Here is a 23643-nt window from a genome sequence, read left to right as displayed (position 1 = left end):
GAGGCCCCTTCAGTCGTCGGCAGTCACTGATCAGTGGTCAGCCGGGCGCGGTGGGCCCGGACCTTGTGGCGGTTTCCGCACCGCTCCATCGAGCACCACCGCCGCTTCCCGGGCCGCGAGGTGTCGACGAACAGCAAGCGGCAGTCGTCCGCGCCGCACGTACGGACCCGGTGGGCGTACGCCCCGGTGAGCAGGTCGACGGCGTCGCGGGCGACGGTGGAGAGCAGCCCGGTCCCGGTCGCACCCGGCGCCCACTCCCGCGCCCCCTCCCCGGTCAGCCGGGCCGTCAGGGGCGGGTGCGCCGCCGCGTCGTTCAGGGTGGCGAGGTCGTCCGGCCCGGGCGGCAGCCCGGCCACATGGGCCTCGGCCAGCCGCCACAGCGCATCGCGCAGCGCCCGGGCGTCCGCCACCTCGGCCGGGCTCACGGTCGGTACGAGTCCGGCGGGCAGGCGGCTCTCACCCGCCCAGCGCACCAGGTCCTCCGGCCCGTGCAGCACCTCGAAGTACGCGAGCGGGCCCGGCCCGCCGGTCGGCAGCAACTCCAGGCAGAGCGCGCCCGGATCGAACCGGAACGAACTGCCGTCCGGGTGGCGCAGAACCATCCCCTGCGACCCCGCCCGCGACTCCGACTCCGACCGCGCCCGCAGCTCCGCCCGCGCCCGCGTCCGCGCTTCCGGCGCGTCTCTTGCACGTCCACTCATGTAACCACTATAAACGGTTTCCATGACACGCACACTCTCCTGGAAGCTCGTGATCGACAGCGCCGACCCGCACGCCCAGGCCGGATTCTGGGCAGAAGCCCTGGGATACCTCGTGGAGGACAACAGCACCCTGGTCGAGCAGTTGCTCGCCGCCGGAGCCGTACCCGAGGCCATCACCACCGAGGCCCACGGCCGCCGGGCCTGGCGCGATCTCGCGGCGGCGCGGCATCCGGAGGATCCGTACGACGAGACCAGCGGCACGGGACTGGGGCGGCGGCTGCTGTTCCAGCGGGTGCCGGAGCCGAAGACGGGGAAAAACCGCCTCCACATCGATGTGCATACGGGGCCGGGGCAGCGCGACACGGAGGCGGAACGCCTGGTGGGCCTGGGCGCGCGCGTGCTCCACGCGGTCGACGAACAGGGCGGGAGCTGGCTTGTGCTCGAAGACCCCGAGGGCAACGAGTTCTGCGTCAACTAGACGACGTAGAGCTGCACTTACCAGCCGGAGGCGCGGCGGATGTTCCCGCCGCCCCTCCGCTGTCCACCCCGTCCACCCCGTCCACCCCGTTCGTCGGCCAGTCGTACGGCATCGGCGCGGCACACCTCGACGCGCCGCGAGGCGCCTCCGCTCGGCGTGTACTCGACGCTGGTGACCGCCGGGCCGTGGCGGGGGTCGAAGAAGCAACCGGCCCCGGACTGCACGGTGTCCAGCCCCATCCGGGCGTCCAGTCGGCCGAGCGCCGTCCGTCCTTCGGCGAGCACGTCCAGCACGTCACCCCGGTGGGCCGCCTTGGCACGGTTGTACGCGTTCAGCGCCTGCGAGTAGTCCGCCCTCTGTACGTAGTCCACGCCCGGCAGGGTCGCGTCGAAGGGGTGCGCCTGGAGCAGTTCGCCGAACTCCGTGATGGCCTCTTCTTCCTCCGCCGATCGAGGTGACCGGGCCGGCCGGGACGCGGCCGGGAGCCCGTCCCGTCGGGCAGGTTCGGAGGCGGGGGCCGGAGCGGCGGCTCCGGTCGGACGCGCGGCGGGCCGGCCGCGCCGGGCAGCGGCACGCGTGTGCGGCTCCCCGCTGACGTACGACGCCCAGAAAGCGCTGTACCCGCTGTTGAGCAGCCAGACGAGGAGCGGCACGCCGTACGCCGACTTCGACACCACGAGGCCGATGAGCACCGTGAACGGGGCCGCCCACAGCAACTGCCCCGCCACCGACGCCAGGCCCATACCGATGGCCCGCCCCGCCCGGCGCTTCTCCACCGGCATGCTGAAGAGCAGCCCCGCCAGCCCGGGCCCGACCCCCATGAGCAGTACCCAGAAGAGGACCAGCCCCAGGGACATCCCGCCCGCGACCCAGAGCGAAAGTGTCAGGACGCCCACCGTGCAGGTGCCCGCGGCCGCACCGTAGCCGATCGCCATCCGCGCCGGGACCTTGCCGGACCACGCGAAGATCCCGCCGCGCCCGCCGTCCCCCTGCTTCCGCTCGACTTCCCTGCTCATGAAGGCCCCCCTTCGGCCGAACAACCCGCCCGCTCGCAGGCGTTCACACCCCCGAGGCCGAAGCCCCGCCCTTCCCCCAACTCTCCCACAGCGCCCGTCACACAGCCCCGGCCCGAGCCCGCAGGCGGTGACGGCCGGCCCCGGCCCGGGCCGTCCGGTTCTCCATCCTCGCCGGTTCGTACACTGACGAGGGTGGAGAACCGTACGGCTACCGGGATCGAGGCACGTCCGGCACCCGCCCTGCGGCGGTACGTCGGCTCGTACGTCGGTTTCGACCTGCGTGCGTTCCCGGCCGGGGTGCACTGCGGCCCGCCCGGCCGCCTGCTCACCGCGGTGATCAGCCTGTCCGACCCTCTGGAGGTGGCGGCGGGCGTCGACGACGGGTCGCCGGTCACCCGATTCGGCAGCGTGGCCGGCGGTCCGATGTGCCGGTCCGTCGCGATCCACCACGACGGACGCCAACAGGGCGTGCTGGTCTCGCTGACACCGCTCGGGGCTCGGGCCGTCTACGGCATGCCCGCCGCCGCGCTCGCCCACCGACTGGTCCCGCTCGACGAACTCCTCGGAGCGCTCGGCGTCGAGCTGGTCGACCGGCTCCGTGCGGCGACGACCTGGGCCGCGCGGTTCGCCGCGCTGGATGAGCTGCTCCTGCGAGCGGTCGGCCGCGGCGCGGGCGGCGACCGCGAGCCCCGGGTGCGCCCCGAGGTGGCCGAGGCATGGCGTCGCCTCGTCGCCGCGCGGGGCCGCGTCCAGGTCGGGGCGGTCGCCGCAGAGCTGGGCTGGAGTCGCCGGTACCTCACCGAGCGGTTTCGCGGTGAGGTGGGCCTGTCGCCGAAGACCTTCGCCCGGGTGCTGCGCTTCGAGCACGCGCACGAACTGGCGGCGGCGCACGACCCGCTCCCGTGGACCGATGTGGCGACCGTCTCCGGCTACGCCGACCAGGCCCATCTTGTCCGGGACTGGCGCGAGTTCACGGGCCGGACGCCGACCGTCTGGCGTCGCGGCGAAGTCCTCCTCGGGGTCGGGGCCGGGGCGGGGGCGGGGGCGGCCGGGACCGAGATCGCGGCCGAGACCGAAGCCAGGGCCGGGGCCAGGGCCGGGGCCGGGGCCAGGTAGTCACCGACCTGCCGCCCCCGCCCCCGCTCCCGACCTCGCCTTCCGTTCCCTTTCCTTCAAGACCGCCCGGCCGCCGTCCTGTGACGATCGTCGGCATGAGACTCGTCAACAACGAACGCAACCCCATCGACCTGCGGACGACCCCCGTGCACCTCGGGCTGGAGTCGAGAGCCAAGCCCGTCGAGGGCTTCGCCTGGGACCCGGAGGTGCTTCAGGCGTACAGCGCCGCGGTCGCGGCGGACGGCGCCGAGGGCCGGCTGGTGGCGATCTTGGACGGCGACGGCCCGGGCGACCACTGGGAGCGCCACCCCGCCGGCGACGAACTGGTCGTCTGCCTCAGCGGTTCGGTGACGGTCACCCGCGACGTGGACGGGACGACCGATCGCGTCGTGCTCGGGCCGGGCGAGGCCACCGTCAACCCGGCCGGGGCATGGCACGCGGTCGACATGGCGGGGCCGGCGTCCATCCTGACCGTCACCCCCGGCCTCGGCACCGACCACCGCCCCCGGACCGACGACAGCCCGACCGGGCACGCCCACCCGACCGGGCAAGGCGGTTCGCCCGAGCATGGCGACACGTCCGAGCACGCCGGCACGCCCGGTCGGCAAGCGCCGTGACGACGCACGTCGCGTGCCTCGGCGACAGCCTCACCCGCGCGCAGCTCAGCGTCGACTACCTGGACCTTCTCGAACGCCGCCACCCTCCCGGCGACCTGCGGCTCGCCCGCTTCTGCGCGAACGGCGACTTCGCCCACAACCTCCTGGGACGCCTCGATGCCGTCGTCGCGGATCCGCCCGATGTGATCACCGTACTGATCGGGACCAACGACGCCCGGGCGAGCCTCGCCGGCTATCCCGTCGAGCAGGCCATGAAGCGCAAACGACTCCCCCAGCGCCCATCGGCCGGCTGGTTCCAGCAGTGCCTGGGAGCCGTCGTCGAACGGTTGCGGACGAAGACCGACGCACCGATCAATCTGCTGTCGCTCCCGGTCCTCGGCCAGCAGCTCGACGGAGCGGCGGCGCGGGCGTCGCAGACGTACAGCAGCCTGATCTCCGAGGTCGCCACCACCCACGGGGCGGCCTACCTCCCGCTCCACGAACGCCAGTTGGAGGTACTACGCCAAGCGGACGCGCCGCCGATCCCGTACCGGGAGCCGACACTCGCGGCGGGCATCGGCGCCTTCGTCCGGCACGCCGTGCTGCGCCGCAGCCTCGATACGGTCTCGCGGCGGCGAGGGCTCGTGCTCACGACCGACCACATCCACCAGAACAGCCGCGGCGCCGCGCTCGTCGCCGAGGTCATCGACACCTGCCTGCCGGTCCGGAGCACGTAGCCGGTGCCGTGCGGGGCCCTGCGCGTAGCCGGTGCTGTGCGGGGCCCTGCGCGTAGCCGGTGCTGTGCGGGGTCCCTGCACGGCACCTCCGCCGTGCGGGGGCCGCCGGGCACCGCTTCTCCGCCGGGTCGGGGCTGCGAGAGGATCGCCTCATGGATGAGATCGTTCTGATGTCGGCCCCCGAGGTCGCCGCGATACCCGTCACCGAATGCGGCGAAGAGCTCGTGGACGTCCGGCACGGTGGTTCGTTGCTGGTCGACGTACGCAAACAGGACCCGGCGGACGCCTTCGCGTATCTGCGGGTCGGCGTGCTGGACCGGCTGCTGGAGGCGCAGGCGATGCTTCCGCGCGGCCTGCGCCTGCTGTACGTCGAGGGGTACCGGCCGCCCTCGCTCCAGCGGACGTACTTCGAGGAGTACGCCGGTCAGCTCCGCGCCGACCACCCCGAGTGGCACGCCGACCAGGTCCACTCGGCGGCGAGCCGCTATGTGTCGCCGCCCGACATCGCCCCGCACAGCGCCGGCGCGGCCGTCGACCTCACCCTGGCTAACGCCGACGGGCGCGAACTGGACCTGGGCACACGGATGAACGCGGACCCGGAGGAGAGCGCGGGCGCCTGCTACACCCACGCTCTCGACATCAGCGAGGAGGCCCGCGCCAACCGGGAGCTGCTGGGCTCCGTACTCACCGCCGCGGGCCTCGTGAACTACCCGACCGAATGGTGGCACTGGTCCTACGGCGACCGGTACTGGGCGCTGGTCACGGGGAAGGCCACGGCCCTCTACGGCCCGAAGGAGGTCTGACCGCGCCACCTGACCCCGCCCTCTGGCGGGTAACCGCGGGCACCGATCGTGTCAGCATGGTCGCCATGTCCGATCGCGCACTCAGTTTCGGAGCAAGAGCCGCAGCGTACGAACGCTTCCGCCCCGGCTACTCCACGGAGCTCTACGACAGAGTGACGGCGTACGCGGGGCGGCCGGTCCGCACCGCCCTGGAGATCGGCGCGGGGACGGGCAAGGCGACCCGCCTCTTCGCCCGGCAGGGAGTCAGCGTCACCGCGACCGAGCCCGACGCGGCCATGCTCGTCGAGTTGCGCAGACACCTGCCGGCGAACGCCGGGACCGTCAGCACAGTCCAGGCCGCGTTCGAGGACCTGCGGCCCGGCGGGACGACGTACGGGCTGGTCTACGCGGCGGCGGCGCTGCACTGGACGAACCCGGAGGGCAGGTGGCCACGGGTGGCCGCGCTGCTGGAGCCCGGTGGCGTGTTCGCCTCCTTCGGCGGGCCGATCCGGCTCGCCGACCCGGCCGTCGAGGAAGCGGTGCGCGCGGCCCGGGCGCCGTTCCTGGACAGCGATGAGGTGCCGTCGCCGGATGGAACTCCGCCGGAGCAGCACATGCAATGGCCGGGTACGGAGCTTCAACGATCCACGTGGTTCACCGACGTCCAGCAATCGGTGATCGAGCGGCGCTTGACGATGAGCGCCGACGATTACGTCGGTCATCTCTCGACCGTGTCCGCCTATCTCCTCCTGCCGGACCGGGAGCAGGAGCAGGTGTTCGACCGGATCACGCGCGTCCTGCCCGAGCGGGTCGGGCTCTTCGCCGACGTCACCGTGCATCTCGCGCGTCGGAGCTCCGAGGAGTAGCACCGCACCTCGGACGCCGGCCGCCCTGGATGCGGACCGGGCCCGGGCCCCGTCCCCTATCGGACGTGCCCGGCACCGGCGGTGGCCACTTCGCCCGCGTGGATGATCGAGCCGAGCATGGCGTGGGCGGCCTGGAGCTGTTCGATGGAGTGGCCCATGCGCTCGCGTTCACGCTTGAGGTCCTGGGCCATTTCCTCGCAGGTCGGCGCGAGGATGGCTCCCTCGTCAGCCATGCAGGGCAGCACTTCCCGGATCAGCTCGGTGTTCAGCCCGGCCGCGAGCAGAATCCGGATCCGGCGCACGGCGGCCACATCGGCCTCCTCGAACTCGCGGTAGCCGCTGGCCCGCCGCTGCGGTCGCAGCAACCCCTGCTCCTCGTAGTACCGCAGGCCCCTGGTGCTGACTCCGCTCCGCCTCGACAGCTCACCGATGAACATGTGACTCCCGACACAGAAGTTTGACTCTGACGTCAACGTGAAGCTTTAGCTTAACCGTCATGACAACGAATCACAGCACCCAGCAGCGCTCGACCATCGATCCGAAGGCCCTGGCAGGCAAGCGGGCCGTCGTCACCGGCGGCACCATCGGCATGGGCCGGGCCATCGTCCAGGCCCTGACCGACCGCGGCGCCGAAGTGGTGTACACCGGGCGCAGCGACCAGCGACTCGCCGAGGCCCAGGCGGCGCTCAACACCCCGCTGGCCCACCCGGTGCGCTCCGACGCCACTGACGCCGACGCCATCGCCGCCCTGCACGATCAGGTCGCGGACCGGATCGGCGGCATCGACTACCTGTTCGTCAACCAGGGCATCGCCGAGTTCCAGACGCTCGAAGAGGTCACCGAGGAATCGTGGGACCGCATCTTCGACGTGAACACCAAGGGCGCCTTCTTCACCGTCCAGCGACTGGCCCCGCTGGTGTCCGAGGGCGGTTCGATCGTGTTCACCACCGTCTCCAACGACCAGATCTTCCCCGGTCTCAGCGCCTACTCCGCGGCCAAGGAGGCCGTCACCGCCTTCAGCAAGGTGCTCGCCGCCGAGCTGCTGCCCCGCAAGATCCGCGTCAATGCGATCGCCCCGGGCTTCATCCTCACCCCCACCATGGGCGTCGCCGAACTGACCGACGAGCAGCGCGTCGAGTTCATCGAACAGGGCAACGCCTCCACGCCGATGGGCCGAGGGGGCACCGTGGAGGAGGTGGCCGCCGCCGCCCTGTACCTGGCCGCCGAGGCCACCTTCACCACCGGCGTGGAGCTGACCGTGGACGGCGGGTTCGGCCAGGGCCTCGGCGCATGACCGCCTCCGCCCGGTAGGCGGCGTTCCCCTGCGACCGGCCGAGCCGCTCGCAGGGGAACGGGGTGACCGCCCCGCCACGGCCGCCGCCGCCGAGCCGAAGAGCCCAGGAGCCCAAGAGCCGAAGAGCCGAAAGGACGGGTTCCAGCCACGCACTGGCGCGCGAAACTGCCCCGTGAGCACCCTGAGATCACTTACGGGACACCCATTGGCCGACTCGCGAAAGCGCGTGCGACGACGGCCGGACGTGACGTAGTACTGCTGGGGAGACCACAGAGACAAGCTCGTCCTTCTTGGAGTCGTCGATGGCCGTACGTCGTGTCGTGCCCAACATCCAGTCCGAAGCCGCCGAGGAGAGCCGGGAGTTCTACGGGCTGCTGGGCTTCGAGGAGGTCATGAACCACGGCTGGATCATGACGCTCGCCTCCCCCACCGCTCCGGCGGCGCAGATCAGCGTCATGAGCAGCGACAAGACCGCGCCCGTCACCCCCGACCTGAGCATCGAGGTGGAGGACGTGGACGCCGCCTACGCGGCCGTGCGGGAGAGCGGAGCGGAGATCGTCCACCCCTTGCAGGACGAGGAGTGGGGCGTACGGCGGTTCTTCGTCCGCGACCCGAACGGCCAGGTGGTCAACGTACTGGGCCACCGCTGACGGCCCTTCCCGCACAGGGTGTTGCGGGGAGGGGGCCGACGCGACAGCCGACAGGGAGCGCCGCTAGCGTCAGCCCTCCACACCGCCTTCCGGGGGGATACCGCACGATGCCGTCGAGCTCGCCCGCACCATCCGAGAGAACCGGCCCGACCGCCTTCTCCTACCTCACGATGGCGTTGATCACCGCCGCCATCGCCTGCCTGGCCTTCTTCTGGTGGTACTCACTCGCCGGTCTCTTCGAAGGCGGCACGTGCGGCACCAGGTACGGCGGTCCGCAGTGTTCAGCCGGAACGGGCTGGAGGATCGCCGTCCTGGTCTTTCTCACCCCGCTCCTGACGCTCGCGTTGAGCCTCTGCAACAACGATGTCTACGGCCCCGAACGGCGCGGGCACGAGTTGTACAGAGTCGTGATGCTGAGCGTGCCGCTCGTCGCGCTCTCCCAGCTACTGCGAGGTGACAGCCCCGGCCTCTGGAAGGTGGCCGGAGCCGCCCTGTGCGTGACCGCCGCCGGGGCCGTAGTGCTGTGGACCGTGCGCACGATCGGCATACGGGGAGCGTTCTGGCTCATGCGCGCCGACCGCATCTCGGCGGCGGGCTCCGATCCGGCCTCGCGCAGCCTGTCGTTCCCCCAGAACGCCCTGTTCCTCGCGGGCAACGTCGTCGGCGCGCTCGCCGGCTTCGGGGCTGCTCACGCCACGTACGGCTTCCTCTCCTGAGGGTCGCCTGAGGGCGGTCCGGGCGTTCGACGCACGGGGTGCGTAGAGCCGGTCGGCCCGCCGCCTCCCAGATCCTGCCGGTACGTCACTCAGCCCGCGCCGACCCGCCCGCCCGAGTCATCCGGACCGCCGCCCGGGCCATCCGGACCCCCGTCCGGCTCATCCGGGCCGCCGCCCGGGTCGTCCTGGTCGCCCCCCGGGTCGTCCGGCCCCCGGTCGCGCCGCACCTCCTGCCTGACCCGCTCCGCCATCAGGTCCGCGAGCGGGTCCGTCACGTCCCAGGAGTGGGCGGCGGGGTGCCGGTCGAACAGGACGCACGCCTCCCTCTCCCCCACGGTCAGCCGGTGAATGACGGCGGGGCACGGGGCCAGCTCGGCGAACCGGAACTTGTGGTGCGTGCCGGTGTCGGTCCAGAACATCCACAGGTCCCGCGCGGCGGGCATCTCGGCCGCCCAGAGCTGCGCGGCGTGCTCGGTCGGTTCGCTCTGCCCGGTCTGCCCCGGCTTCCCGGTCCGCTCGTCGTGCTCACCGAGCTCGCACAACAGGAAGTGGTCCAGTTCGGGCAGGCCGGACGCATCGCCGGGTTCGGCGTTCATGGCCGTCAGCACGACGTGCATGGCCATCTCGGGAACTGTCACGTAAGCGGTGCACTGCAACACGTCGATTCATCCTCGGTGGTGGTGGCGTCGGGTGGTGGAAGGAAAAGCAGAGGTCGGCCCGGGCGGCCGGGGCGGACCGGGCGGACCGACCGGCCCGGTCACGCGTCCCGGGACGACCAGGGGCCGGGCGACGAGCCCGTACCAGGCGGTCGCGTCGCGGGCCACGAACTCGTACGGCAGCCCGTCCGCGAGCCGCCCCAGCAGGTAGTCGTGTTCACGCACGCTGTCGGCCCACACCCGGAGTTCGGTCGGTGCGTCGTGGCGGCTGCCGGACGCCGGGACGGGCCGCAGCGCGAGGGGCGGTATGCAGGAGTCGTACGGGTCCGGGTCCAGCGCGTCCGCCAGCCGCCGGGCCTGCCGCCGGAGCCAACGGAGCGCGAGCCGGCGGGACGGCACGGTGGCGCCGCCGAGCCGGATCGACCTCAGCCCGTCGCCGCCGTGGCTCTCGGCGACGTAACCCACGCCCCTCATCACGCCCCTCACGCGCCGCGCCCGCCGCTGTCCGGCGGGACGACCAGGCTCCGCAGCCGGGCCGCCGCCGCCTCGACGGCGTGCACCATCGCCTCGCGCTCCGCGTCCCGGTCCGTGATCGCCGCGCCCAACTCCGCGAAGAACAAGGCCCGGTAGGCGGGGTCCGACTCGATACGCTGCAACTCGGCGCAGGGCACGTCGCGTTCGGCAGCGGCACGCGGGGTGAGGGCCTGCATGAGCCGGGGGAACCACAGCCGCAGCCAGACCTCCACGGCCCCCAGAGCGAGAGCGAAGGCGACCCGAAACGGCAGGCCGGTCCAGGGATTCGACGCCGTGCGGGTCCTCACAGCACTTCCCCCCGGCTGCGCCGGTTCATCCGCGCCATCCGGGCCCGAAGCTGCTCTATGGGCAACGCAAGGCGTACGTAACGGGGTTCGACCTCCCACTCGATCCCGCCGCCCACGGGGCGGAGCGACCAGTAGAAGCCGGCGACCCCACGGAACTCCCCTACGCGGTCACCGCGACTGGTGTCCACCACGAGGGTGCCGGGGTCCGGAGTGCGCCGGGGATCCGGAGGTTCAGGGGAAGGGGAATTCGGACTGACATTCTCACCGAACACTTTCGCTCCTCTCTGTAGCCAAACGACTACCGGGGCGATTCAGAGTGTCCTACCGTTGGCACGTCCTCAACCTGTTGGACGCGAACGGAAGGTCGGTGGAAGGCCGTTGAACGTCAAGGAACTGAACCCCGAAAGCAGTCCCAGTGCGGCCTATGGGGCACGCATCCGCGAACTACGGGAGGCCAGGGGCTGGAAGCAGGAAGAGCTGGGCGTACGGATGAGGTACTCCGGTACGCACGTCTCCGCCGTGGAAACTGGTCGCAAGATGCCGACTCTTCGATTCTCGCGCAGGGCGGATCGGGCCTTCAACTTGGTCGGGAGCACTGAATCGTTCGAGCGCGAGTGGGGCGAGATCAGGAACGGGAATCTACTGGAGGGCTTCCCGGAGTTCCTCGGCCTCGAAAAGCGGGCCTCGGAAATCCGGCTGTACGAAGTCGGTGTCATCCCGGGACTGCTCCAGACGCCGGAGTACGCGACGGTGCTGGCGGAGAGCCGTGCCAAGCGCACGGGAATCACCCCGGAACAGGCACAGGAGCTGATCACTGTCGTCGCGGAGCGGCAGGCAGCGCTCATCCGGAGCAACCCGCCGTTGGTCTTCGCGCTGCTGGACGAGAGCTGCCTCCGGCGGCCGGTCGGCAGCCCCGCCCTCATGAGGGCGCAGTTCGACCGCCTCCTCGAGTTCGCCGACCAGCCCAACACGGTGCTCCAGGTGATCCCGTTCACCATGGGCGAGCACCGCCCGTTCAGCCTCCCGCTCTACATCCTGACCATGCCCGACCGCGCGGTGATGTCGTACGCCGAGTCGGCACAACAGGGCTATCTCGAACGGGAAAGTACCGTCGTCCTACCGCTGCTGACGGCCTACCATCAGATGCAGGCGGCGGCCCCTTCCCAGGCGGCTTCCGTGGACATCATCTGGCAGTTGCGAAAGGGCACCCTGTGACAACCGAGACTCCCCGCTGGTTCACGTCCTCGTACAGCGAAAACGGCGGCGCGTGCGTCGAGGTCGCCACCAACCTGGCCGCCCCGCACGGCGTGGTCCCCGTCCGCGACTCCAAGAACACGAGCGACCCGGCCCTCAACGTCGCGGCCGACGCGTTCTCCTCGTTCGTGATGGGTATCAAGGCCGGGGAGCTGTAACACCCGCAGCGACAACCGGCGAGCCACGAGAGGGAACCCCGTGACGACCGAGACCGAGTTCGAGACCCCGCACTGGTTCACGTCCTCGTACAGCGACAACGGCGGCCAGTGCGTCGAGGTCGCCACCAACCTCGCCGCCCCGCACGGTGTGGTCCCCGTCCGCGACTCCAAGAACACGAGCGGCCCGGCCCTCACCCTCCCCGCCGACGCGTTCACCACCTTCGTCGCGGGCATCCGGTCCGGTGAGCTCGGCACCATCTGACCGGCCCGGATCGGACCGCCCCACCCAACAGCCCCACCGTGCACGCACGGTGGGGCTTCGGCGACCCGCGTCCGGTTTCTGGCTGCCCGCTTCCGGCTGCCCGCTTCCGGCTTCCGGCTTCCGGCTTCCGGCTTCCGGCTTCCGGCTTCCGGCGGCGGAACTCCACTGGTGCTCGGCGCGATCGACTTCGACGGCCTCCGTGCGCGTGCGGGCCGACTACGACCTGTGGGCCACCGAGGTCGCCGGACCCCCGGCCCTCATCGACGCGTTGCTGAACGACTCCGGAATCGAGGCGGTTCGTCTGCCTTGGGCGCACTGACGCCAGAGTCGCCCTGGCCCTCGGCGCCCTAGGCCCTGTCCGGTCGATCTTGGCGAATCAACCCTGGGCGTCCGGTGCGACGCGTCGGACGCCGCGAGCTTTTCCCGGCAACCTTCTTTGGTCACCGCACCAACAGCACAGCTAGCTAGGCCGGGAGGGAGAAGCCCTCAGGCGGCACACCATCCACGAACAGCATCCCCACCTGAGCCTTGCCCTCTCGTATCTCACGGGCCTGCCGGTACTCGGGAGAGTCGTACCACTCCCGGATCCGGTCCATGTCGGGAAACTCGATGACCATGAACCGGGAGGAGTCCCAGGTGCCTTCGACGGGCTTGGGCGTGGAGCCCGCGACCAGGTAACGGCCGCCGTAGGCGAGGATGGACATCTGAGCCACAGGTGCGTAGGCCAGTCCAACCTCCTCGTCGAGCACATCGACGTTGACAATGACATAAGCGGGCATGGGATTCCCCGTTCGTTGGGCACGGCGTGTACTGACGTCACGGTAGAGACTATTGGCCCTCGCTGCCCTGCTCGGCAGCGAGGGCGCCGCCGCCGGGCAGAAGAGGAGTGTCCGCCCCCTGCCGTGAAGCGTTTGGGACTTGCCCGGCCGATCATGTGACTACTCCCTGACCGGGTCGTTGACGTGGTCATGGGGCGGGGTGATCTGAGTGATGCCGAGTGGGAACGGCTGCGGCCGTTCCTGCCGGTCAGCAACAGGCGTTGTGGCAGGTGGAGGGATCATCGGCAGGTGATCGACGGGATTCTGTACCGGGTTCGGACCGGTGTTCACTGGCGTGACCTGCCCGAACGGTTCGGGCCGTGGAAGACCGTCTACGAACGCCACCGTCTGTGGTCGGCCGACGGAACCTGGGAGCACCTTCTCCAGCAGGTCCAGGCAGCGGCCGACGCCGCGGGTGAGATCGACTGGGACATCTCAGTCGACTCCACCATCGTGCGGGCGCATCAGCACGCGGCGGGATCATGCACAACCACGTTGAACGGCGAGTGCTCCGGGTCCGTCTCGGTCACGACGGTGAACTCTTCGCCCGGCTCCATCCAGTGATCAGTTCCCCACGGCTCAACCCACAGGCAGACCACGCTGCTGGTCTCGTTGTCACGCTCGTCCTGGCCACGCTCGTACCCTAACCAGCATCATGATCGCCCGGACATGTCCTAGGTGGCTTCGCCCGGCTGTTCGGCGGAGCGGGAGCGTCGATGGGCCGCGACTCGTTCGCGGGTCGCGCATCGGCGGGAGCAGTAGCGCCGCTCGGGGCCGCTGCCCTGGGTGATGAAGGCGTTCTGGCAGGTGGGGGATGCGCAGATCCTGCCGGGTGGACGTTGGCGGTCCCAGACGAGGACGGCCAGGGCCATGCAGGACGAGGCGAGGAGCCACTCGTCCCAGGGGGCGTCGTCCTCGCGGTCGAGGTGAGGGTGCCAGGGGGTGCTGCCGCCGTGCGAGGTCAGGCGGAGCGGTCCGGTGTGGTCCCTCAGGAGCTGGTTGAGGATGGCCGCGGCGTCGTCGGCGTGCCCGGCGGCGAAGACGCGCCGCAGCAGGGAGGCGGCTGCCCGCATCTTCGCGACATCGCGGGTGGTGAGGTCGACGGGGTCGGGCTCACCGTAGGCGCGGAGCACGTCGGCGACCTCAGCCGGGTCGGGGCGGTCGCCGGCCAGGACGCTGATCAGGGCGGCGGTGCGCCGGGCCGTGGCCAGCACGGAGTGTCGGGTGGACCAATCGTCGCTGTGGGATGACACCTAGTGAATGTAACGCATCTTGCGCAGTTTTGAGTTACCTCCGTAACGTCCTGGCGATGAGAAAGCGTTACTCACTCCGCATCTATCTCGTAGGAGCCGTGGCAGCCCGTGCCGGGGACGAGATGTCAGGACCGGCGCTGATGCTGGCGGCCTTCGCTCTGACCGGATCGACCGTCGCCGCGTCGTCGCTGCTGGCGGGCATCACGGTCTCTGCCGCGTTAGGGGGCCCGCTGCTCGGGACGCTGCTCGACCGGGCAGCCCGGCCGGGACGCCTGCTGGCCGGGGCTCTTGTCGCCTATGCGGTGGGACTGGGGGTGATCCTCGGAGGGCTGGGGCGGTGGCCGTTCGCCGTCACGATCCTGATCGCAGCGGTGACCGGGCTGCTGGGGCCGGCTCTGTCGGGCGGCTGGACGGCGCAACTTCCGCGTGTGGTGGCGGGCGACCGCCTGCCCCGGGCGAACGCGCTCGATGCCATGACGTTCAGCATGGCGAGTCTGGCCGGTCCGGCTCTCGCGGGCGGCGTGGCGGAGGCGCTGGGCGCCCCGATGGCCGTGGTGGTCGCTGTGGTGCTCATCGCCCTGGCGCTGCCCGCCGCGTGGATGCTGCCCGCCGGTCCCGGTCGGGCGCCGGGGGCACCGGGGGTGCCAGGAGTGCCGGGGGCACCAGGCGATCCGGGGGTGCCAGGAGTGCCGGGGGCTCCGAGGGTGCCAGAGGCACCAAGGACACCAAGGGCGCGGGGAGTACCGGGAGTGCGGGCGGCGTCGGTGACCAGCGACCTTGCCGCCGGATTTCGGGTCATCGTCGCCCGACCGTCCCTGGCCCGGGCCACGCTGAGCTCGACCGTCTCCTGCGTCGCCCAGGGAATGCTGATGGCGTGCATACCGCTCCTCGGCGAACGTGTTCTGGGTGGGGCCGGCCGCGGCGCGGTGCTGCTCTCCTGCGTGGCGATCTCAGCTTTGGCGGCCAACGCCGTACTCGCTCGGTTTCCGCGTTCGGTCGCCCCCGACACGATCGTCTGGGCCGGCGCGCTCGTCCAGGCTGTGGCGCTGGCGTTGGCCGCGTGGGGTCAACCAGTCGTGCTCATCGTGGCCGTGCTCATAGCGGGAACAGGTGAAGGCCCCCGACTGGCCGCCTTGTTCGCCGTCCGCCACCGGGAGGCCCCGGACCACCTGCGAGGTCAGATCTTCACCACCGGGGCCAGCCTGAAGATCACCGGATTCGCCCTGGGGGCAGCGGTTGCCGGCCCCGTCGCGACCTGGTCTCTCCCCGTCACGTTGACACTCGCGGCGAGCGTGGCCGCCCTCGCGGCACTGGTCTTCTTCGTAGTCCCGTCGACAACCGCCGACTCGCCCCAGGACAGCACGATGTCGGCCTGAGCGCTCTCCGTGAAGGCCCGCTGAACGCACTCCTGCCACCGTGTGCGCCCGCACGGAACGGCGAAGCGGCCAGGCACGAAAGGCTCCTCGCGAAGGGCAACTGCCGCCTGGCTCCGGCCCCCTGGCTCGTGGCTTCATCCACTTCCGGCAGCTCCGGCTGAGGTGTCGAGCGCCTACCATCGACGGCAAGCCAAGACCCCGTCCCAGGCGGTGTTCCACGGCCACGACCGAGCAGGGACGAGTGCCCGGCACCCGCCCCGCCCGTCCCAACCCTCCACTCAACGGAAAGGCTGTCAGTGACGACCTCGCCCAAGACGCTGAGCGACTGGTTCGACGACTTCGACCGGGAGGCGTTCCGGCTGGAGACTCTGGACGACTACAGCAAGTCCGGGGGTGTCGACGCCTACCGCGCGTTCCTTGCCGGCGAACCGCAGCCCGAGGGCTACGGAACCGCCGGCTGGGTCACCACGGTCGGGAACGCGGTCCGGTCGGGAAAGCGCATCTACCGCGTCCATATCCTCGCCCGCCCGCTGACGGACTACCTGCGGTTCGAACTCGCCTGGGGCTACCACCGGAACATGGCAGCCGGGGAGGAGTTCTTCATCCTGGACACGACCGAACAGGAGAACCCGATCCCGGACGCCCCGGACTTCTGGCTCTTCGACGAGCGGGTCGTCAGCGCCATGAAGTACGACGGACACGGCGCATACCTGGGGTCCGACTTCCTCGAAGAGGACCAGCTCACCAGGTTCCTGGCCTACCGGGACACGGCCATGGCTCAGGCCGTGCCGTTCCCCGAATGGTGGGCGAAGTACGGCGATTGAGCGTCTCCGACCCCGGGTCGACCGCCTGTCGAGCACCTACCATCGACTGCAAGCCGAGGCCCCTTCCCGGGTGGGGCGGGCGTCCGCGGCCACGACCGAGCAGTTACGAGAGGGGACATCATGACGATCGACACCGACACCGAGACCGAGACCCCGACGCCGACCCCGCACTGGTTCACGTCCTCGTACAGCAACAACGGCGGCCAGTGCGTCGAGGTAGCCACCAACCTCGCCACGCCACACGGCGTGATCCCCGTCCGCGACTCCAAGAACACCACCGGCCCGGCCCTCACCCTCCCCGCCGACGCGTTCACCACCTTCGTCGCGGGCATCCGGTCCGGTGAGCTCGGCACCATCTGACCGGCCCGGATCGGACCGCCCCACCCAACAGCCCCACCGTGCACGCACGGTGGGGCTGCTTGCTGCCCCGCAGGCACACGCGGAGCGAGGCTCAGTCGAAAGCCCCGAAGGAGCCGGCCCCGGTTTCCCGTTCTGGAAACCAGAGGCCCTTGCCCTGCGCCACTGCGGACCGGAAGGATCGGAAAAGACGGCGCTGACGGCACTGACGGCAGAGGGGAACGCCTGTGAAGGTGACCATGCTTGCGACAACGTGCGAGAAGACGAACTGCCCCACGATCTACAAGACCGACCGGGGCACCGTCCTCGTCCAGGGTGAGACGCCGACGGGCCACGGGCTCAAGATTCCGGCACACGAAGGTCTCGTCGAGATCCCCATGGATCTGATCATCGAAGCGTTCGGAGGCCGGCTCGGTGTCTAAGAACCTGGGAGACATGTTCGACGACTTCAAGCAGGAGGCGTTCCGGCTGGAAACCCGCGACGATTACGGTCACTCCGGCAACGTGGACGCGTACCGGCTGTTTCTCGACGGCGAGCCGAAGCCGGAGGGTTACAACACTGACTGGCTCGACGAGGTGCGCAAGCATGTCAGCGCCGGACGGAGGATGTACCGCGTACATGTGGTCACGCGCCCGCTCACGCCCTATCTGCGGTACGAACTCGGTTGGGGCTACATCACGAACAGCACGGCCGGTGAGGAGTTCTTCATCCTCGACGTGACCGAGCAACCGGACCCGCTCGTCGACGTGGGCGACTTCTGGCTGTTCGACTCAACCACCGCAGCGCCCATGCACTACACCGAGGACGGCGAGTTCGTCGGTGCCGACGTGCTCTCCGGTGATCGGGCCGCCGAGTACGCGGCATACCGGGACACGGCGCTTGCTCACGCTGTGCCGTTCGCTGACTGGTGGGCCGAACACGGCGCGTGAACCGTTCAGAGCTCGGCGTCGCGCTGCGGGTGCTGCGGAACGCTTCCGGGATGGAGGCCAAAGCGGTCGCCCGCAGCGCTGTCATGTCGCCGAGCAAGCTCAGCAGGATTGAGACCGGGAAGATTTCCCCGAGTGCGGACGACGTCGACCGCGTACTGACGGCTATCGGCGTCTCGGAGTCCGTAAAAGCAGAGTATCTGGACGCCGCCCGCGCCGCGGCGACAGAGGCCACCGCGTGGCGTCTGATTCAGCGCGCTGGACTCCATAAAGCTCAGCGGCGTCTGCGGGAATTGGAAGCCCGGATGAACCTTCTGCGGCTGTTCCAGCCCGCTCTGGTACCCGGCTTGCTCCAGACCCCGGAGTACATGAAGGCGATCCTTTCTCGTTACGACGATCTCAGCGAGGAGACGGTCCGTCGCACGGCCGGTGCGCGCATCGACCGACAAGAGGTCCTGTACGACGAGACGAAGACGTTCCAGTTCGTCATCACTGAACCGGTGCTTCGGTGGCTGATCGTGCCGCCCACGGTCATGGTGGGCCAGCTCGACCGGTTGGTGTCGGCTTCGCGCCTGCCGAACGTAGACATACGCGTCGTGCCTCTCGGAGGCCGGAAGCACGACATTGCGAACCACGCGTTCGTGATCCGGGACGACCGTGCCGTGACTGTCGAAACGGTTCACGCGGAAATGGTGGTGACCGACCCTCGGGACGTTTCTCTCTACGTATCCAAGTTCGAGGGTTTCAGCGAAACCGCTGTTTCCGGTGACGACATGCGGGCCCTGATCGAAGGCATCCGGGACGAGTTCTTGCGCGAACAGGAAACTGCCTAGAATTTCCACCCCTTCCTGGACACCATTGCTGCCGTCACACACAAACGTCAGCAGATCAGGAAGGGCACGACCAATGACCGATCTGTACGGGCTCCCCATCGAGGGAGCCGAGTTCTCGAGAGCGTGCGGCGGCAACACCCACCCTGACGGCGAGGCGTGCGTGACGCTGGCGCGGATCGGGCCGGACGCCTGGGCCATGGGCGACAGCAAGCGCCCGGACGCCGAGCCGCTGCGGTTCACCACGGCGGAGCTGGACGCGGCGGGCATCGACCCGGCCCGCTTCGAGCTCTCCGCCTGACCCATCCCGCGCACCACTGAACCGGCGGCCCCGCCCTCACCGACCGGCCACGGGCCGGGGCCGCCTTCGCCCGCTGGAACGGAGCGGCAGTGCACCACCACGGTTATGCCTGGCTCGGCGAGAAGAAGACGTTCGACAAGGAGAGCATCCGCAGACCCCCCGGCCAGGCCCCAACGGCCACCAGCGACAAGGAAGTCCACGACCGGCACCGGGAAGCCGTCGCCGTGTTCCCGGTATCCGAGGCGCCCCCGATCCAGACGGCGCACTGGCTCATGAAACCGCCCTCGACGATCCGGGGAACCTGGCAGGAGCCCAAAGAGGCCGGCGCCTGGCTGGGCCTCCAACTCACCGAGTTCGCACCCCGGTTCGCCTCTGCCCAGGACCGGGAATCGACTAGGCTGCTGCTCTTGGTCAAGGCCGCGATCGAGCGGCTTGCGTGGGGCGGAGACGTATCCCTCGGCCACTACCTCACCGGCACGGTCTTCCATTCCGTCGCCCTGGTGACGTGCTCCCCCAACCGCGCCGCGCCCGACCTGCCCTGCCCGGCTCGACAGGACCGCGCGTAACGGCGGTGGCCCCTCTACCGGATCTTCCCCTCGCGCGCAAGCGGCTGTCCGGGCTCTTCTAGGCTGTGGCCCATGCCCACGCCACCCGCATATGCCCTCGTCGCCACCGACCTGGACGGCACCCTGCTGCGCCCGGACGACACCGTGAGCGACCGCTCCCGCGCCGCGCTCGCCCTCGCCGTCTCCGCCGGGGCCCGGCACCTGATCGTCACCGGGCGGCCGGTCCCGGGCATACGGGCGCTGCTCGCGGACCTGGCGTACGCCGGGCTCGTCGTGTGCGGCCAGGGCACGCAGTTGTACGACGCCGACAGCGCGCGCCTGCTGCGGTCCGTCACCCTGGACCGGGAGGCCGCCGACACCGCGCTCGGCAAGATCGAGGCGGAGGTGGGGGCGGTGTTCGCGGCCGTGGACCAGGACGGCGTGGACGGTGTGACGCTGATCGAGAACGGGTACCGGATGCCGAACCCGACGCTCCCCGCCGTATGCGTGTCCTCCCGTGACGCCCTCTGGGAGCGGCCCGTGATCAAGGTGCTCGTCCGCCACCCGGAGCTGGGCGACGACGCGCTGACCGCCGTCGCCCGCGCTGCCGTCGGCGGTCTGGCGAGCGTCACGATGGCGGGGCCCGGCACGGTCGAGCTCGCTCCGCACGGGGTGGACAAGGGCACCGGGATCGCGTCGGCGGCCGAGTTGCTGGGGATCGGGGCCGAGCGGACGGTGGCGTTCGGGGACATGCCCAACGACCTGCCGATGTTCCGCCGCTCGGGCCACCGGGTGGCGATGGGCAACGCGCACCCGGAGCTGCGGGCGGCGGCCGACGAGGTGACGCTCTCGAACGCGGAGGACGGGGTGGCGGCGGTCCTGGAGCGACTGTTCGGCTGAGGGCTCAGTCCTTGTCGCCGCCGCCCGAGGGGGGCTGGACGGTTCCGCCGCCGCCCGAGAGGCTCTGGACGGTTCCGTCGCCGCCCGAGGGATCCCGGACGGTTCCGCCATCGCCCGAGGGATCCCGGACGGTTCCGCCGGCCGGAAGGTCCTGTTCCGTCCACAGAACCTTGCCGTCCGGGCCGTGGCGGGCTCCCCAGTGGGCGGCGAGGCGGGAGACGATGAACAGGCCCCGGCCGCCCTCGTCGACCGTGCGGGCGTGCCGCAGGTGCGGGGCCGCCGCGCTGCCGTCGTGGACCTCGCAGGTCAGCGTGGAGTCCAGCAGCAGGCGCAGGCGCAGCGGCGGGGTGCCGTAACGGACGGCGTTGGTGACCAGTTCGCTGACGATGAGCTCGGTCGAGTCGACGGTGTCCTCGTCGAGCCCCCAGCTCTGGAGCCGGTCGCGTACGAGGACGCGGGCGTTGCCGGGCGCCGTGGGGTCCTGGGGCAGGTCCCAGGTGGCCACCAGGTGGTCGGAGACCGTACCGGTACGGGCCAGGAGCAGCGCCGCCCCCGTGGTGCGGGCGTCGTCCGGCAGCCCGTACACGATGTCGTCGCCCAGTTGCTGGAGGCTGCGGCCGGGGCGCGCGAGGGCCCGCGTGATGCGGTCCTCGGCGCGCTCGTCGCTGAGCAGCTCGGCCGTGCAGAACGCCAGGATGCTGCCCTCCTCCAGGGTGATGGCGGCGGGGGCGAACAGGTCGCTGTCCGCGTCGAAGAGGCCGGGCCCTTCCGGTACGTCGAGGGCGAGCGCCCGCCCGTCCGGCCCGACGACCAGGGGCGCGGGGTGTCCGGCCCGGGCGACCGTGCAGGTCCGGGTGAACGGGTCGTAGACCCCGTACACGCATCCCGCCCGCAGCGGTTCGCCCTGGAGGGAGTCGCTCGGCGGCAGGGCGGCGCGTTCGCGGGCCAGGCGGTCGGCGGTCTCCTTGAGCCGGACCAGCACCTCCTCCGGCTCCAGGTCGAGGGTGGCGAGCGCCTGGATGACCGTACGCAACTGGCCCATCGCGATGGCCGTCTGGAGCCCCTCCCCCTCGACGCCGCCCACGACGAGTGCCGTACGCGCTCCGGACAGCGGGATCGTGTCGAACCAGCAGCCGCTGTCCCGGCCGGGCAGCAGCACGTGGGCGGTCTCCACGGCGGCCTGCCGGCGCTCGGTCTGGGGCAGCAGCCGCCGCTGGACGGTGGAGGCGATCACGTGCTCCCGCTCGAAGCGGCGGGCGTTGTCGATGCTCAGGGCGGCCCGGGTGGCCGCCGAACCGGCCAGGGTCACGTCGTCCCGGTCGAAGGGCTCGGCGGACCCGCAGCGGTAGAGGCTCACCAGCCCGAGCACCGCGCCCCGCAGGGTCAGGGGCATCACGATCAGGGAGTGCGCGCCGGTCTCCTCGATGGTGCGCGCTCCCTCCGGGTCGGCGCCCAGCCACTCGGTGTCGGGGCCGAGGGGGACGAGCCGGGGTTCCAGGTCGGCGACGGCGAGCGCGTACGGCGTACGGAGGGGGAGGCGGCGGGTCCCGCCGACCGGGCGGCGGCCCTGGATCCGCTTCCCGACCTCCTCACCGCCCGGCACGCTGTCGCACCGGCCGCTCGCCGCGCGGCGCAGCGGGGTGTCCGGCGGCAGCGACCCCACGGGCGGGTCGGCCCCGCGCAGGACCTCGTCCACCACCTCGATGACGGCGAGGTCGGCGAACCCCGGTACCAGCGCGTCGACGAAGGCGCGGCAGGTGGTCGCCACGTCCAGGGAGCCGCCGACCGCGTCGCGCACGGCGGCGAGCGTGGCCTCCCGGGAGCGGGCCCGCTCGGACTCGGTGACGTCGACGATCGCGGTCACCAGCCCCAGGGCGGCGGTGTCGTGGGGGCCGGGCTCGGGATTGGGCTCGGGGTCGGGCTCGGGCTCGGGGCTGGTCGGGGGGCCGTGCGGGGTGGTGTCCGGGCGGCCGTGCGGAGGATCGTCCCGGGGGCCGTCCGGGAAGCCATCCGGCAGGCCGTCCAGGCGGTAGGCGGAGACCAGGAAGATGCGGTCCCCGGGGATCTGGCGGAGCCGGCCGCGTACGAGATGGTCGCGTACGGGCCCCTCGCCGGCGAGCACCCGGTTGAGCAACTGCTCGGAGCCGCCCGGGTCGTCGAGCCGGAAGACCTCGCTGAACCGGAGCCCGATCTGCCCCTCGGTGTCCACGCCTTCGACGAGGGCGTTGGCGCGGACCAGCCTCAACTGCGGGTCGAGGACGACCAGGCCCACGGAGGACTGGGCGAAGAGCGTCTCCAGGAGGGCACGGTCGAGGGCGGGGGCCCCGGGGGTGGGGGCGGGAGCCCCGGGGGTGGGGGCGGGAGCCCCGGGGGTGGGGGCGGGAGCCCCGGGGGTGGGGGCGGGAGCCCCGGGGGTGGGGGTCGGAGTGGGGGCCTCCCCGGTGCGAGCCTCCCCGGCGGGCGTTCCAGGTCTGGCCCGGTCGGGCTCGGGCCGGACCGGGCCGGCCCTTCCGGATCCGGCCGGGGTATCGGCGTACGACACGGCTCCACCCACCCTCAGGCTCCGGCGCACCGGTGCACCGGCACGTGCCGGACCAGCATCACCCGGCGTACCGGGACCGGCCACCGGTGGGCGGCAGCCGTGTGAGGCCCGGTCCGGGGGGTGTGCCTCAGGGCCCCGGGAGGGGCGGCCGATCGATATCGGCGGTGGCCGGCGACGACGAGGCCCGAGCCCCGGCCATGCGGGGGTACGCGGTCGCCCGCTCCTCGATGCCGTTCCCCGGCCCGTACGGCGTCGCTCCGCGCCTCTCAGTAGCCCGGCGCACCCAGCGACCGCAGTACGTGCGCCACGAGGGTGGCGATCGTCGGCTCGTCCTGGACCGGTTTGCGCAGGACGTGGCGGTAGTAGACGGGGCCGTACAGCATCTCCACGGCCAGCGGGAGGTCCGCGCCCGGGGGGATCTGCCCCTGGTCCTGGGCGCTGCGCAGCCGGCCCACCGCCTCCTCGACGCGCGGGTCGACCAGTTGGTCCTTCAGGGCCTGGGCGAGGACGTCGTCGTGGTGGAGCTCGGAGAGGATGCCCGCGTAGGCCGGGCCGAAGGGCGGCACCGAGAGCAGCTTCACCGCTGCCGCGACGTGCGTGCGCAGGTCGGCCCCGATGTCACCGGTGTCCACGAACGGGCTGGCGTCGACCAGGGCGTCGGTGAACGCCTCCAGCAGGACGGCCCCTTTCGACGGCCACCAGCGGTAGATCGTCTTCTTGCTGACCCCGGCGCGGGCCGCGATCGCCTCGACCGTGACGCGCCCGTACCCCTTCTCCGTGCAGAGGTCGAGCGCGGCCTGGAGGATCGCTCGGTGGGATCGCTCGTTGCGTCGCAGGCCACTCGGCGGTGTGATCATCCGGTGAGCA

General features: G+C 71.2%; 30 protein-coding genes and 3 pseudogenes. 22 read left to right on the top strand and 11 right to left on the bottom strand.

The window, feature by feature from the left end; all coding sequences use genetic code 11:
- Positions 1 to 23: 23 nt before the first annotated feature.
- A complete protein-coding gene (locus ACLJPL_RS08105) occupies positions 24 to 602 on the bottom strand; it encodes a CGNR zinc finger domain-containing protein (protein ID WP_411080049.1) in 579 nt (192 codons plus the stop codon).
- 121 nt (positions 603 to 723) lie between these two features.
- On the opposite strand from ACLJPL_RS08105, the gene ACLJPL_RS08100 reads away from it, so the two are divergent.
- Positions 724 to 1179 carry a VOC family protein gene (locus ACLJPL_RS08100; protein WP_411080002.1) on the top strand — a complete coding sequence of 152 codons (456 nt, stop codon included), beginning with the start codon at positions 724 to 726 and terminating at the stop codon, positions 1177 to 1179.
- Between the two features lie 17 nt (positions 1180 to 1196).
- On the opposite strand, the gene ACLJPL_RS08095 is transcribed toward ACLJPL_RS08100, so the two are convergent.
- On the bottom strand, positions 1197 to 2195 hold the full coding sequence (locus ACLJPL_RS08095; protein ID WP_411080001.1) for a hypothetical protein: 999 nt from the start codon (positions 2193 to 2195) through the stop codon (positions 1197 to 1199).
- A 192-nt stretch (positions 2196 to 2387) separates the two neighbouring features.
- On the opposite strand from ACLJPL_RS08095, the pseudogene ACLJPL_RS08090 reads away from it, so the two are divergent.
- The 5 genes and pseudogenes from ACLJPL_RS08090 to ACLJPL_RS08070 all read left to right on the top strand — a co-directional run.
- Positions 2388 to 3221: pseudogene (locus ACLJPL_RS08090) on the top strand (helix-turn-helix domain-containing protein); the annotation flags it as partial.
- 185 nt (positions 3222 to 3406) lie between these two features.
- Positions 3407 to 3928 carry a cupin domain-containing protein gene (locus ACLJPL_RS08085; protein WP_411080000.1) on the top strand — a complete coding sequence of 174 codons (522 nt, stop codon included), beginning with the start codon at positions 3407 to 3409 and terminating at the stop codon, positions 3926 to 3928.
- The gene (locus ACLJPL_RS08080; RefSeq protein ID WP_411079999.1) at positions 3925 to 4644 is read left to right on the top strand and encodes an SGNH/GDSL hydrolase family protein; all 720 of its coding nucleotides are present in this window, start codon (positions 3925 to 3927) and stop codon (positions 4642 to 4644) included. The genes ACLJPL_RS08085 and ACLJPL_RS08080 overlap by 4 nt, the downstream gene beginning before the upstream one ends.
- A 152-nt stretch (positions 4645 to 4796) precedes the next feature.
- A complete protein-coding gene (locus ACLJPL_RS08075) occupies positions 4797 to 5447 on the top strand; it encodes a M15 family metallopeptidase (protein ID WP_411079998.1) in 651 nt (216 codons plus the stop codon).
- 65 nt (positions 5448 to 5512) lie between these two features.
- Positions 5513 to 6292, top strand: a complete 780-nt coding sequence (locus ACLJPL_RS08070; protein WP_411079997.1) for a class I SAM-dependent methyltransferase — start codon at positions 5513 to 5515, stop codon at positions 6290 to 6292.
- A 56-nt stretch (positions 6293 to 6348) separates the two neighbouring features.
- On the opposite strand, the gene ACLJPL_RS08065 is transcribed toward ACLJPL_RS08070, so the two are convergent.
- Positions 6349 to 6729, bottom strand: coding sequence for a MerR family transcriptional regulator (locus ACLJPL_RS08065; protein ID WP_411079996.1), 381 nt, complete (start codon positions 6727 to 6729; stop codon positions 6349 to 6351).
- A 59-nt stretch (positions 6730 to 6788) separates the two neighbouring features.
- Between ACLJPL_RS08065 and ACLJPL_RS08060 the strand changes: the two genes are divergently transcribed.
- The 3 genes from ACLJPL_RS08060 (at position 6789) to ACLJPL_RS08050 (ending at position 8952) form a co-directional block, all read left to right on the top strand.
- The gene (locus ACLJPL_RS08060; protein WP_411079995.1) at positions 6789 to 7586 is read left to right on the top strand and encodes an SDR family oxidoreductase; all 798 of its coding nucleotides are present in this window, start codon (positions 6789 to 6791) and stop codon (positions 7584 to 7586) included.
- Positions 7587 to 7888: 302 nt separating this feature from the next.
- Positions 7889 to 8236, top strand: a complete 348-nt coding sequence (locus tag ACLJPL_RS08055) for a VOC family protein (RefSeq protein ID WP_411079994.1) — start codon at positions 7889 to 7891, stop codon at positions 8234 to 8236.
- A gap of 170 nt (positions 8237 to 8406) precedes the next feature.
- On the top strand, positions 8407 to 8952 hold the full coding sequence (locus ACLJPL_RS08050) for a hypothetical protein (RefSeq protein WP_411079993.1): 546 nt from the start codon (positions 8407 to 8409) through the stop codon (positions 8950 to 8952).
- 89 nt (positions 8953 to 9041) lie between these two features.
- Here the strand turns inward: ACLJPL_RS08050 and ACLJPL_RS08045 are convergent, their stop codons facing one another.
- From ACLJPL_RS08045 to ACLJPL_RS08030, 4 genes and pseudogenes are all read right to left on the bottom strand, one after another.
- Positions 9042 to 9575 carry a hypothetical protein gene (locus ACLJPL_RS08045; RefSeq protein WP_411079992.1) on the bottom strand — a complete coding sequence of 178 codons (534 nt, stop codon included), beginning with the start codon at positions 9573 to 9575 and terminating at the stop codon, positions 9042 to 9044.
- Between the two features lie 126 nt (positions 9576 to 9701).
- A pseudogene (locus tag ACLJPL_RS08040) lies at positions 9702 to 10082 on the bottom strand (hypothetical protein); the annotation flags it as partial.
- A gap of 8 nt (positions 10083 to 10090) precedes the next feature.
- Complete coding sequence (locus ACLJPL_RS08035; RefSeq protein ID WP_411079991.1) at positions 10091 to 10429, bottom strand: hypothetical protein; 339 nt, start codon at positions 10427 to 10429, stop codon at positions 10091 to 10093.
- Entirely contained in the window at positions 10426 to 10701 is a 276-nt protein-coding gene (locus ACLJPL_RS08030) for a hypothetical protein (RefSeq protein ID WP_411079990.1), read from the bottom strand. The genes ACLJPL_RS08035 and ACLJPL_RS08030 overlap by 4 nt, the downstream gene beginning before the upstream one ends.
- A 106-nt stretch (positions 10702 to 10807) precedes the next feature.
- Between ACLJPL_RS08030 and ACLJPL_RS08025 the strand changes: the two genes are divergently transcribed.
- The 3 genes from ACLJPL_RS08025 to ACLJPL_RS08015 are packed head-to-tail and all read left to right on the top strand — an operon-like array spanning position 10808 to position 12103.
- Positions 10808 to 11644, top strand: a complete 837-nt coding sequence (locus tag ACLJPL_RS08025; protein WP_411079989.1) for a helix-turn-helix domain-containing protein — start codon at positions 10808 to 10810, stop codon at positions 11642 to 11644.
- Complete coding sequence (locus tag ACLJPL_RS08020) at positions 11641 to 11841, top strand: DUF397 domain-containing protein (protein ID WP_411079988.1); 201 nt, start codon at positions 11641 to 11643, stop codon at positions 11839 to 11841. Before ACLJPL_RS08025 ends, ACLJPL_RS08020 begins: the two co-directional genes overlap by 4 nt.
- Before the next feature lie 40 nt (positions 11842 to 11881).
- Positions 11882 to 12103 (top strand): DUF397 domain-containing protein, encoded by a 222-nt coding sequence (locus ACLJPL_RS08015; protein WP_411079987.1) that lies wholly within the window; start codon positions 11882 to 11884, stop codon positions 12101 to 12103.
- 464 nt (positions 12104 to 12567) lie between these two features.
- Here ACLJPL_RS08015 and ACLJPL_RS08010 read toward each other — a convergent pair whose 3' ends face one another.
- Positions 12568 to 12882, bottom strand: a complete 315-nt coding sequence (locus ACLJPL_RS08010) for a DUF1330 domain-containing protein (protein WP_411079986.1) — start codon at positions 12880 to 12882, stop codon at positions 12568 to 12570.
- 189 nt (positions 12883 to 13071) lie between these two features.
- Between ACLJPL_RS08010 and ACLJPL_RS08005 the strand changes: the two are divergent.
- Positions 13072 to 13404 (top strand): annotated as a pseudogene (locus ACLJPL_RS08005) (IS5 family transposase); the annotation flags it as partial.
- 191 nt (positions 13405 to 13595) lie between these two features.
- Here ACLJPL_RS08005 and ACLJPL_RS08000 read toward each other — a convergent pair.
- Positions 13596 to 14174, bottom strand: coding sequence for a CGNR zinc finger domain-containing protein (locus ACLJPL_RS08000; protein ID WP_411079985.1), 579 nt, complete (start codon positions 14172 to 14174; stop codon positions 13596 to 13598).
- Positions 14175 to 14230: 56 nt separating this feature from the next.
- On the opposite strand from ACLJPL_RS08000, the gene ACLJPL_RS07995 reads away from it, so the two are divergent.
- The 9 genes from ACLJPL_RS07995 (at position 14231) to ACLJPL_RS07955 (ending at position 20234) form a co-directional block, all read left to right on the top strand.
- Positions 14231 to 15550, top strand: coding sequence for an MFS transporter (locus ACLJPL_RS07995; RefSeq protein WP_411079984.1), 1320 nt, complete (start codon positions 14231 to 14233; stop codon positions 15548 to 15550).
- A gap of 296 nt (positions 15551 to 15846) precedes the next feature.
- Positions 15847 to 16374 (top strand): DUF6879 family protein, encoded by a 528-nt coding sequence (locus ACLJPL_RS07990; protein ID WP_411079983.1) that lies wholly within the window; start codon positions 15847 to 15849, stop codon positions 16372 to 16374.
- 120 nt (positions 16375 to 16494) lie between these two features.
- Entirely contained in the window at positions 16495 to 16734 is a 240-nt protein-coding gene (locus ACLJPL_RS07985; protein ID WP_411079982.1) for a DUF397 domain-containing protein, read from the top strand.
- Between the two features lie 224 nt (positions 16735 to 16958).
- Positions 16959 to 17153 carry a hypothetical protein gene (locus tag ACLJPL_RS07980; RefSeq protein ID WP_411079981.1) on the top strand — a complete coding sequence of 65 codons (195 nt, stop codon included), beginning with the start codon at positions 16959 to 16961 and terminating at the stop codon, positions 17151 to 17153.
- A gap of 13 nt (positions 17154 to 17166) precedes the next feature.
- Positions 17167 to 17661, top strand: coding sequence for a DUF6879 family protein (locus ACLJPL_RS07975; RefSeq protein WP_411079980.1), 495 nt, complete (start codon positions 17167 to 17169; stop codon positions 17659 to 17661).
- Complete coding sequence (locus ACLJPL_RS07970; protein WP_411079979.1) at positions 17658 to 18491, top strand: helix-turn-helix domain-containing protein; 834 nt, start codon at positions 17658 to 17660, stop codon at positions 18489 to 18491. The genes ACLJPL_RS07975 and ACLJPL_RS07970 overlap by 4 nt, the downstream gene beginning before the upstream one ends.
- Positions 18492 to 18564: 73 nt before the next feature.
- On the top strand, positions 18565 to 18789 hold the full coding sequence (locus ACLJPL_RS07965; RefSeq protein WP_411079978.1) for a DUF397 domain-containing protein: 225 nt from the start codon (positions 18565 to 18567) through the stop codon (positions 18787 to 18789).
- A gap of 89 nt (positions 18790 to 18878) precedes the next feature.
- Complete coding sequence (locus ACLJPL_RS07960) at positions 18879 to 19355, top strand: hypothetical protein (RefSeq protein WP_411079977.1); 477 nt, start codon at positions 18879 to 18881, stop codon at positions 19353 to 19355.
- A 72-nt stretch (positions 19356 to 19427) separates the two neighbouring features.
- On the top strand, positions 19428 to 20234 hold the full coding sequence (locus ACLJPL_RS07955; protein WP_411079976.1) for an HAD family hydrolase: 807 nt from the start codon (positions 19428 to 19430) through the stop codon (positions 20232 to 20234).
- A 4-nt stretch (positions 20235 to 20238) separates the two neighbouring features.
- Here the strand turns inward: ACLJPL_RS07955 and ACLJPL_RS07950 are convergent, their stop codons facing one another.
- Positions 20239 to 22533 (bottom strand): SpoIIE family protein phosphatase, encoded by a 2295-nt coding sequence (locus tag ACLJPL_RS07950; RefSeq protein WP_411080048.1) that lies wholly within the window; start codon positions 22531 to 22533, stop codon positions 20239 to 20241.
- Between the two features lie 509 nt (positions 22534 to 23042).
- Entirely contained in the window at positions 23043 to 23633 is a 591-nt protein-coding gene (locus tag ACLJPL_RS07945; RefSeq protein ID WP_411079975.1) for a TetR/AcrR family transcriptional regulator, read from the bottom strand.
- Positions 23634 to 23643 lie beyond the last annotated feature (10 nt).

This window comes from Streptomyces sp. cmx-18-6, from assembly GCF_046548915.1.
Taxonomy (GTDB): Bacteria; Actinomycetota; Actinomycetes; order Streptomycetales; family Streptomycetaceae; genus Streptomyces.
The sequence above is the reverse complement of the archived record's forward strand: the minus strand, read 5'-3'. Positions and strand labels throughout refer to the sequence as shown.

Coding starts and splice junctions, on each gene's coding strand:
- ACLJPL_RS08105 (WP_411080049.1), bottom strand. CDS start 602: ATGGTTCTGCGCCACCCGGACGGCAGTTCGTTCCGGTTCGATCCGGGC.
- ACLJPL_RS08100 (WP_411080002.1), top strand. CDS start 724: ATGACACGCACACTCTCCTGGAAGCTCGTGATCGACAGCGCCGACCCG.
- ACLJPL_RS08095 (WP_411080001.1), bottom strand. CDS start 2,195: ATGAGCAGGGAAGTCGAGCGGAAGCAGGGGGACGGCGGGCGCGGCGGG.
- ACLJPL_RS08085 (WP_411080000.1), top strand. CDS start 3,407: ATGAGACTCGTCAACAACGAACGCAACCCCATCGACCTGCGGACGACC.
- ACLJPL_RS08075 (WP_411079998.1), top strand. CDS start 4,797: ATGGATGAGATCGTTCTGATGTCGGCCCCCGAGGTCGCCGCGATACCC.
- ACLJPL_RS08070 (WP_411079997.1), top strand. CDS start 5,513: ATGTCCGATCGCGCACTCAGTTTCGGAGCAAGAGCCGCAGCGTACGAA.
- ACLJPL_RS08065 (WP_411079996.1), bottom strand. CDS start 6,729: ATGTTCATCGGTGAGCTGTCGAGGCGGAGCGGAGTCAGCACCAGGGGC.
- ACLJPL_RS08060 (WP_411079995.1), top strand. CDS start 6,789: ATGACAACGAATCACAGCACCCAGCAGCGCTCGACCATCGATCCGAAG.
- ACLJPL_RS08055 (WP_411079994.1), top strand. CDS start 7,889: ATGGCCGTACGTCGTGTCGTGCCCAACATCCAGTCCGAAGCCGCCGAG.
- ACLJPL_RS08050 (WP_411079993.1), top strand. CDS start 8,407: ATGGCGTTGATCACCGCCGCCATCGCCTGCCTGGCCTTCTTCTGGTGG.
- ACLJPL_RS08045 (WP_411079992.1), bottom strand. CDS start 9,575: ATGGCCATGCACGTCGTGCTGACGGCCATGAACGCCGAACCCGGCGAT.
- ACLJPL_RS08010 (WP_411079986.1), bottom strand. CDS start 12,882: ATGCCCGCTTATGTCATTGTCAACGTCGATGTGCTCGACGAGGAGGTT.
- ACLJPL_RS07995 (WP_411079984.1), top strand. CDS start 14,231: ATGAGAAAGCGTTACTCACTCCGCATCTATCTCGTAGGAGCCGTGGCA.
- ACLJPL_RS07985 (WP_411079982.1), top strand. CDS start 16,495: ATGACGATCGACACCGACACCGAGACCGAGACCCCGACGCCGACCCCG.
- ACLJPL_RS07975 (WP_411079980.1), top strand. CDS start 17,167: ATGTTCGACGACTTCAAGCAGGAGGCGTTCCGGCTGGAAACCCGCGAC.
- ACLJPL_RS07965 (WP_411079978.1), top strand. CDS start 18,565: ATGACCGATCTGTACGGGCTCCCCATCGAGGGAGCCGAGTTCTCGAGA.
- ACLJPL_RS07955 (WP_411079976.1), top strand. CDS start 19,428: ATGCCCACGCCACCCGCATATGCCCTCGTCGCCACCGACCTGGACGGC.
- ACLJPL_RS07945 (WP_411079975.1), bottom strand. CDS start 23,633: ATGATCACACCGCCGAGTGGCCTGCGACGCAACGAGCGATCCCACCGA.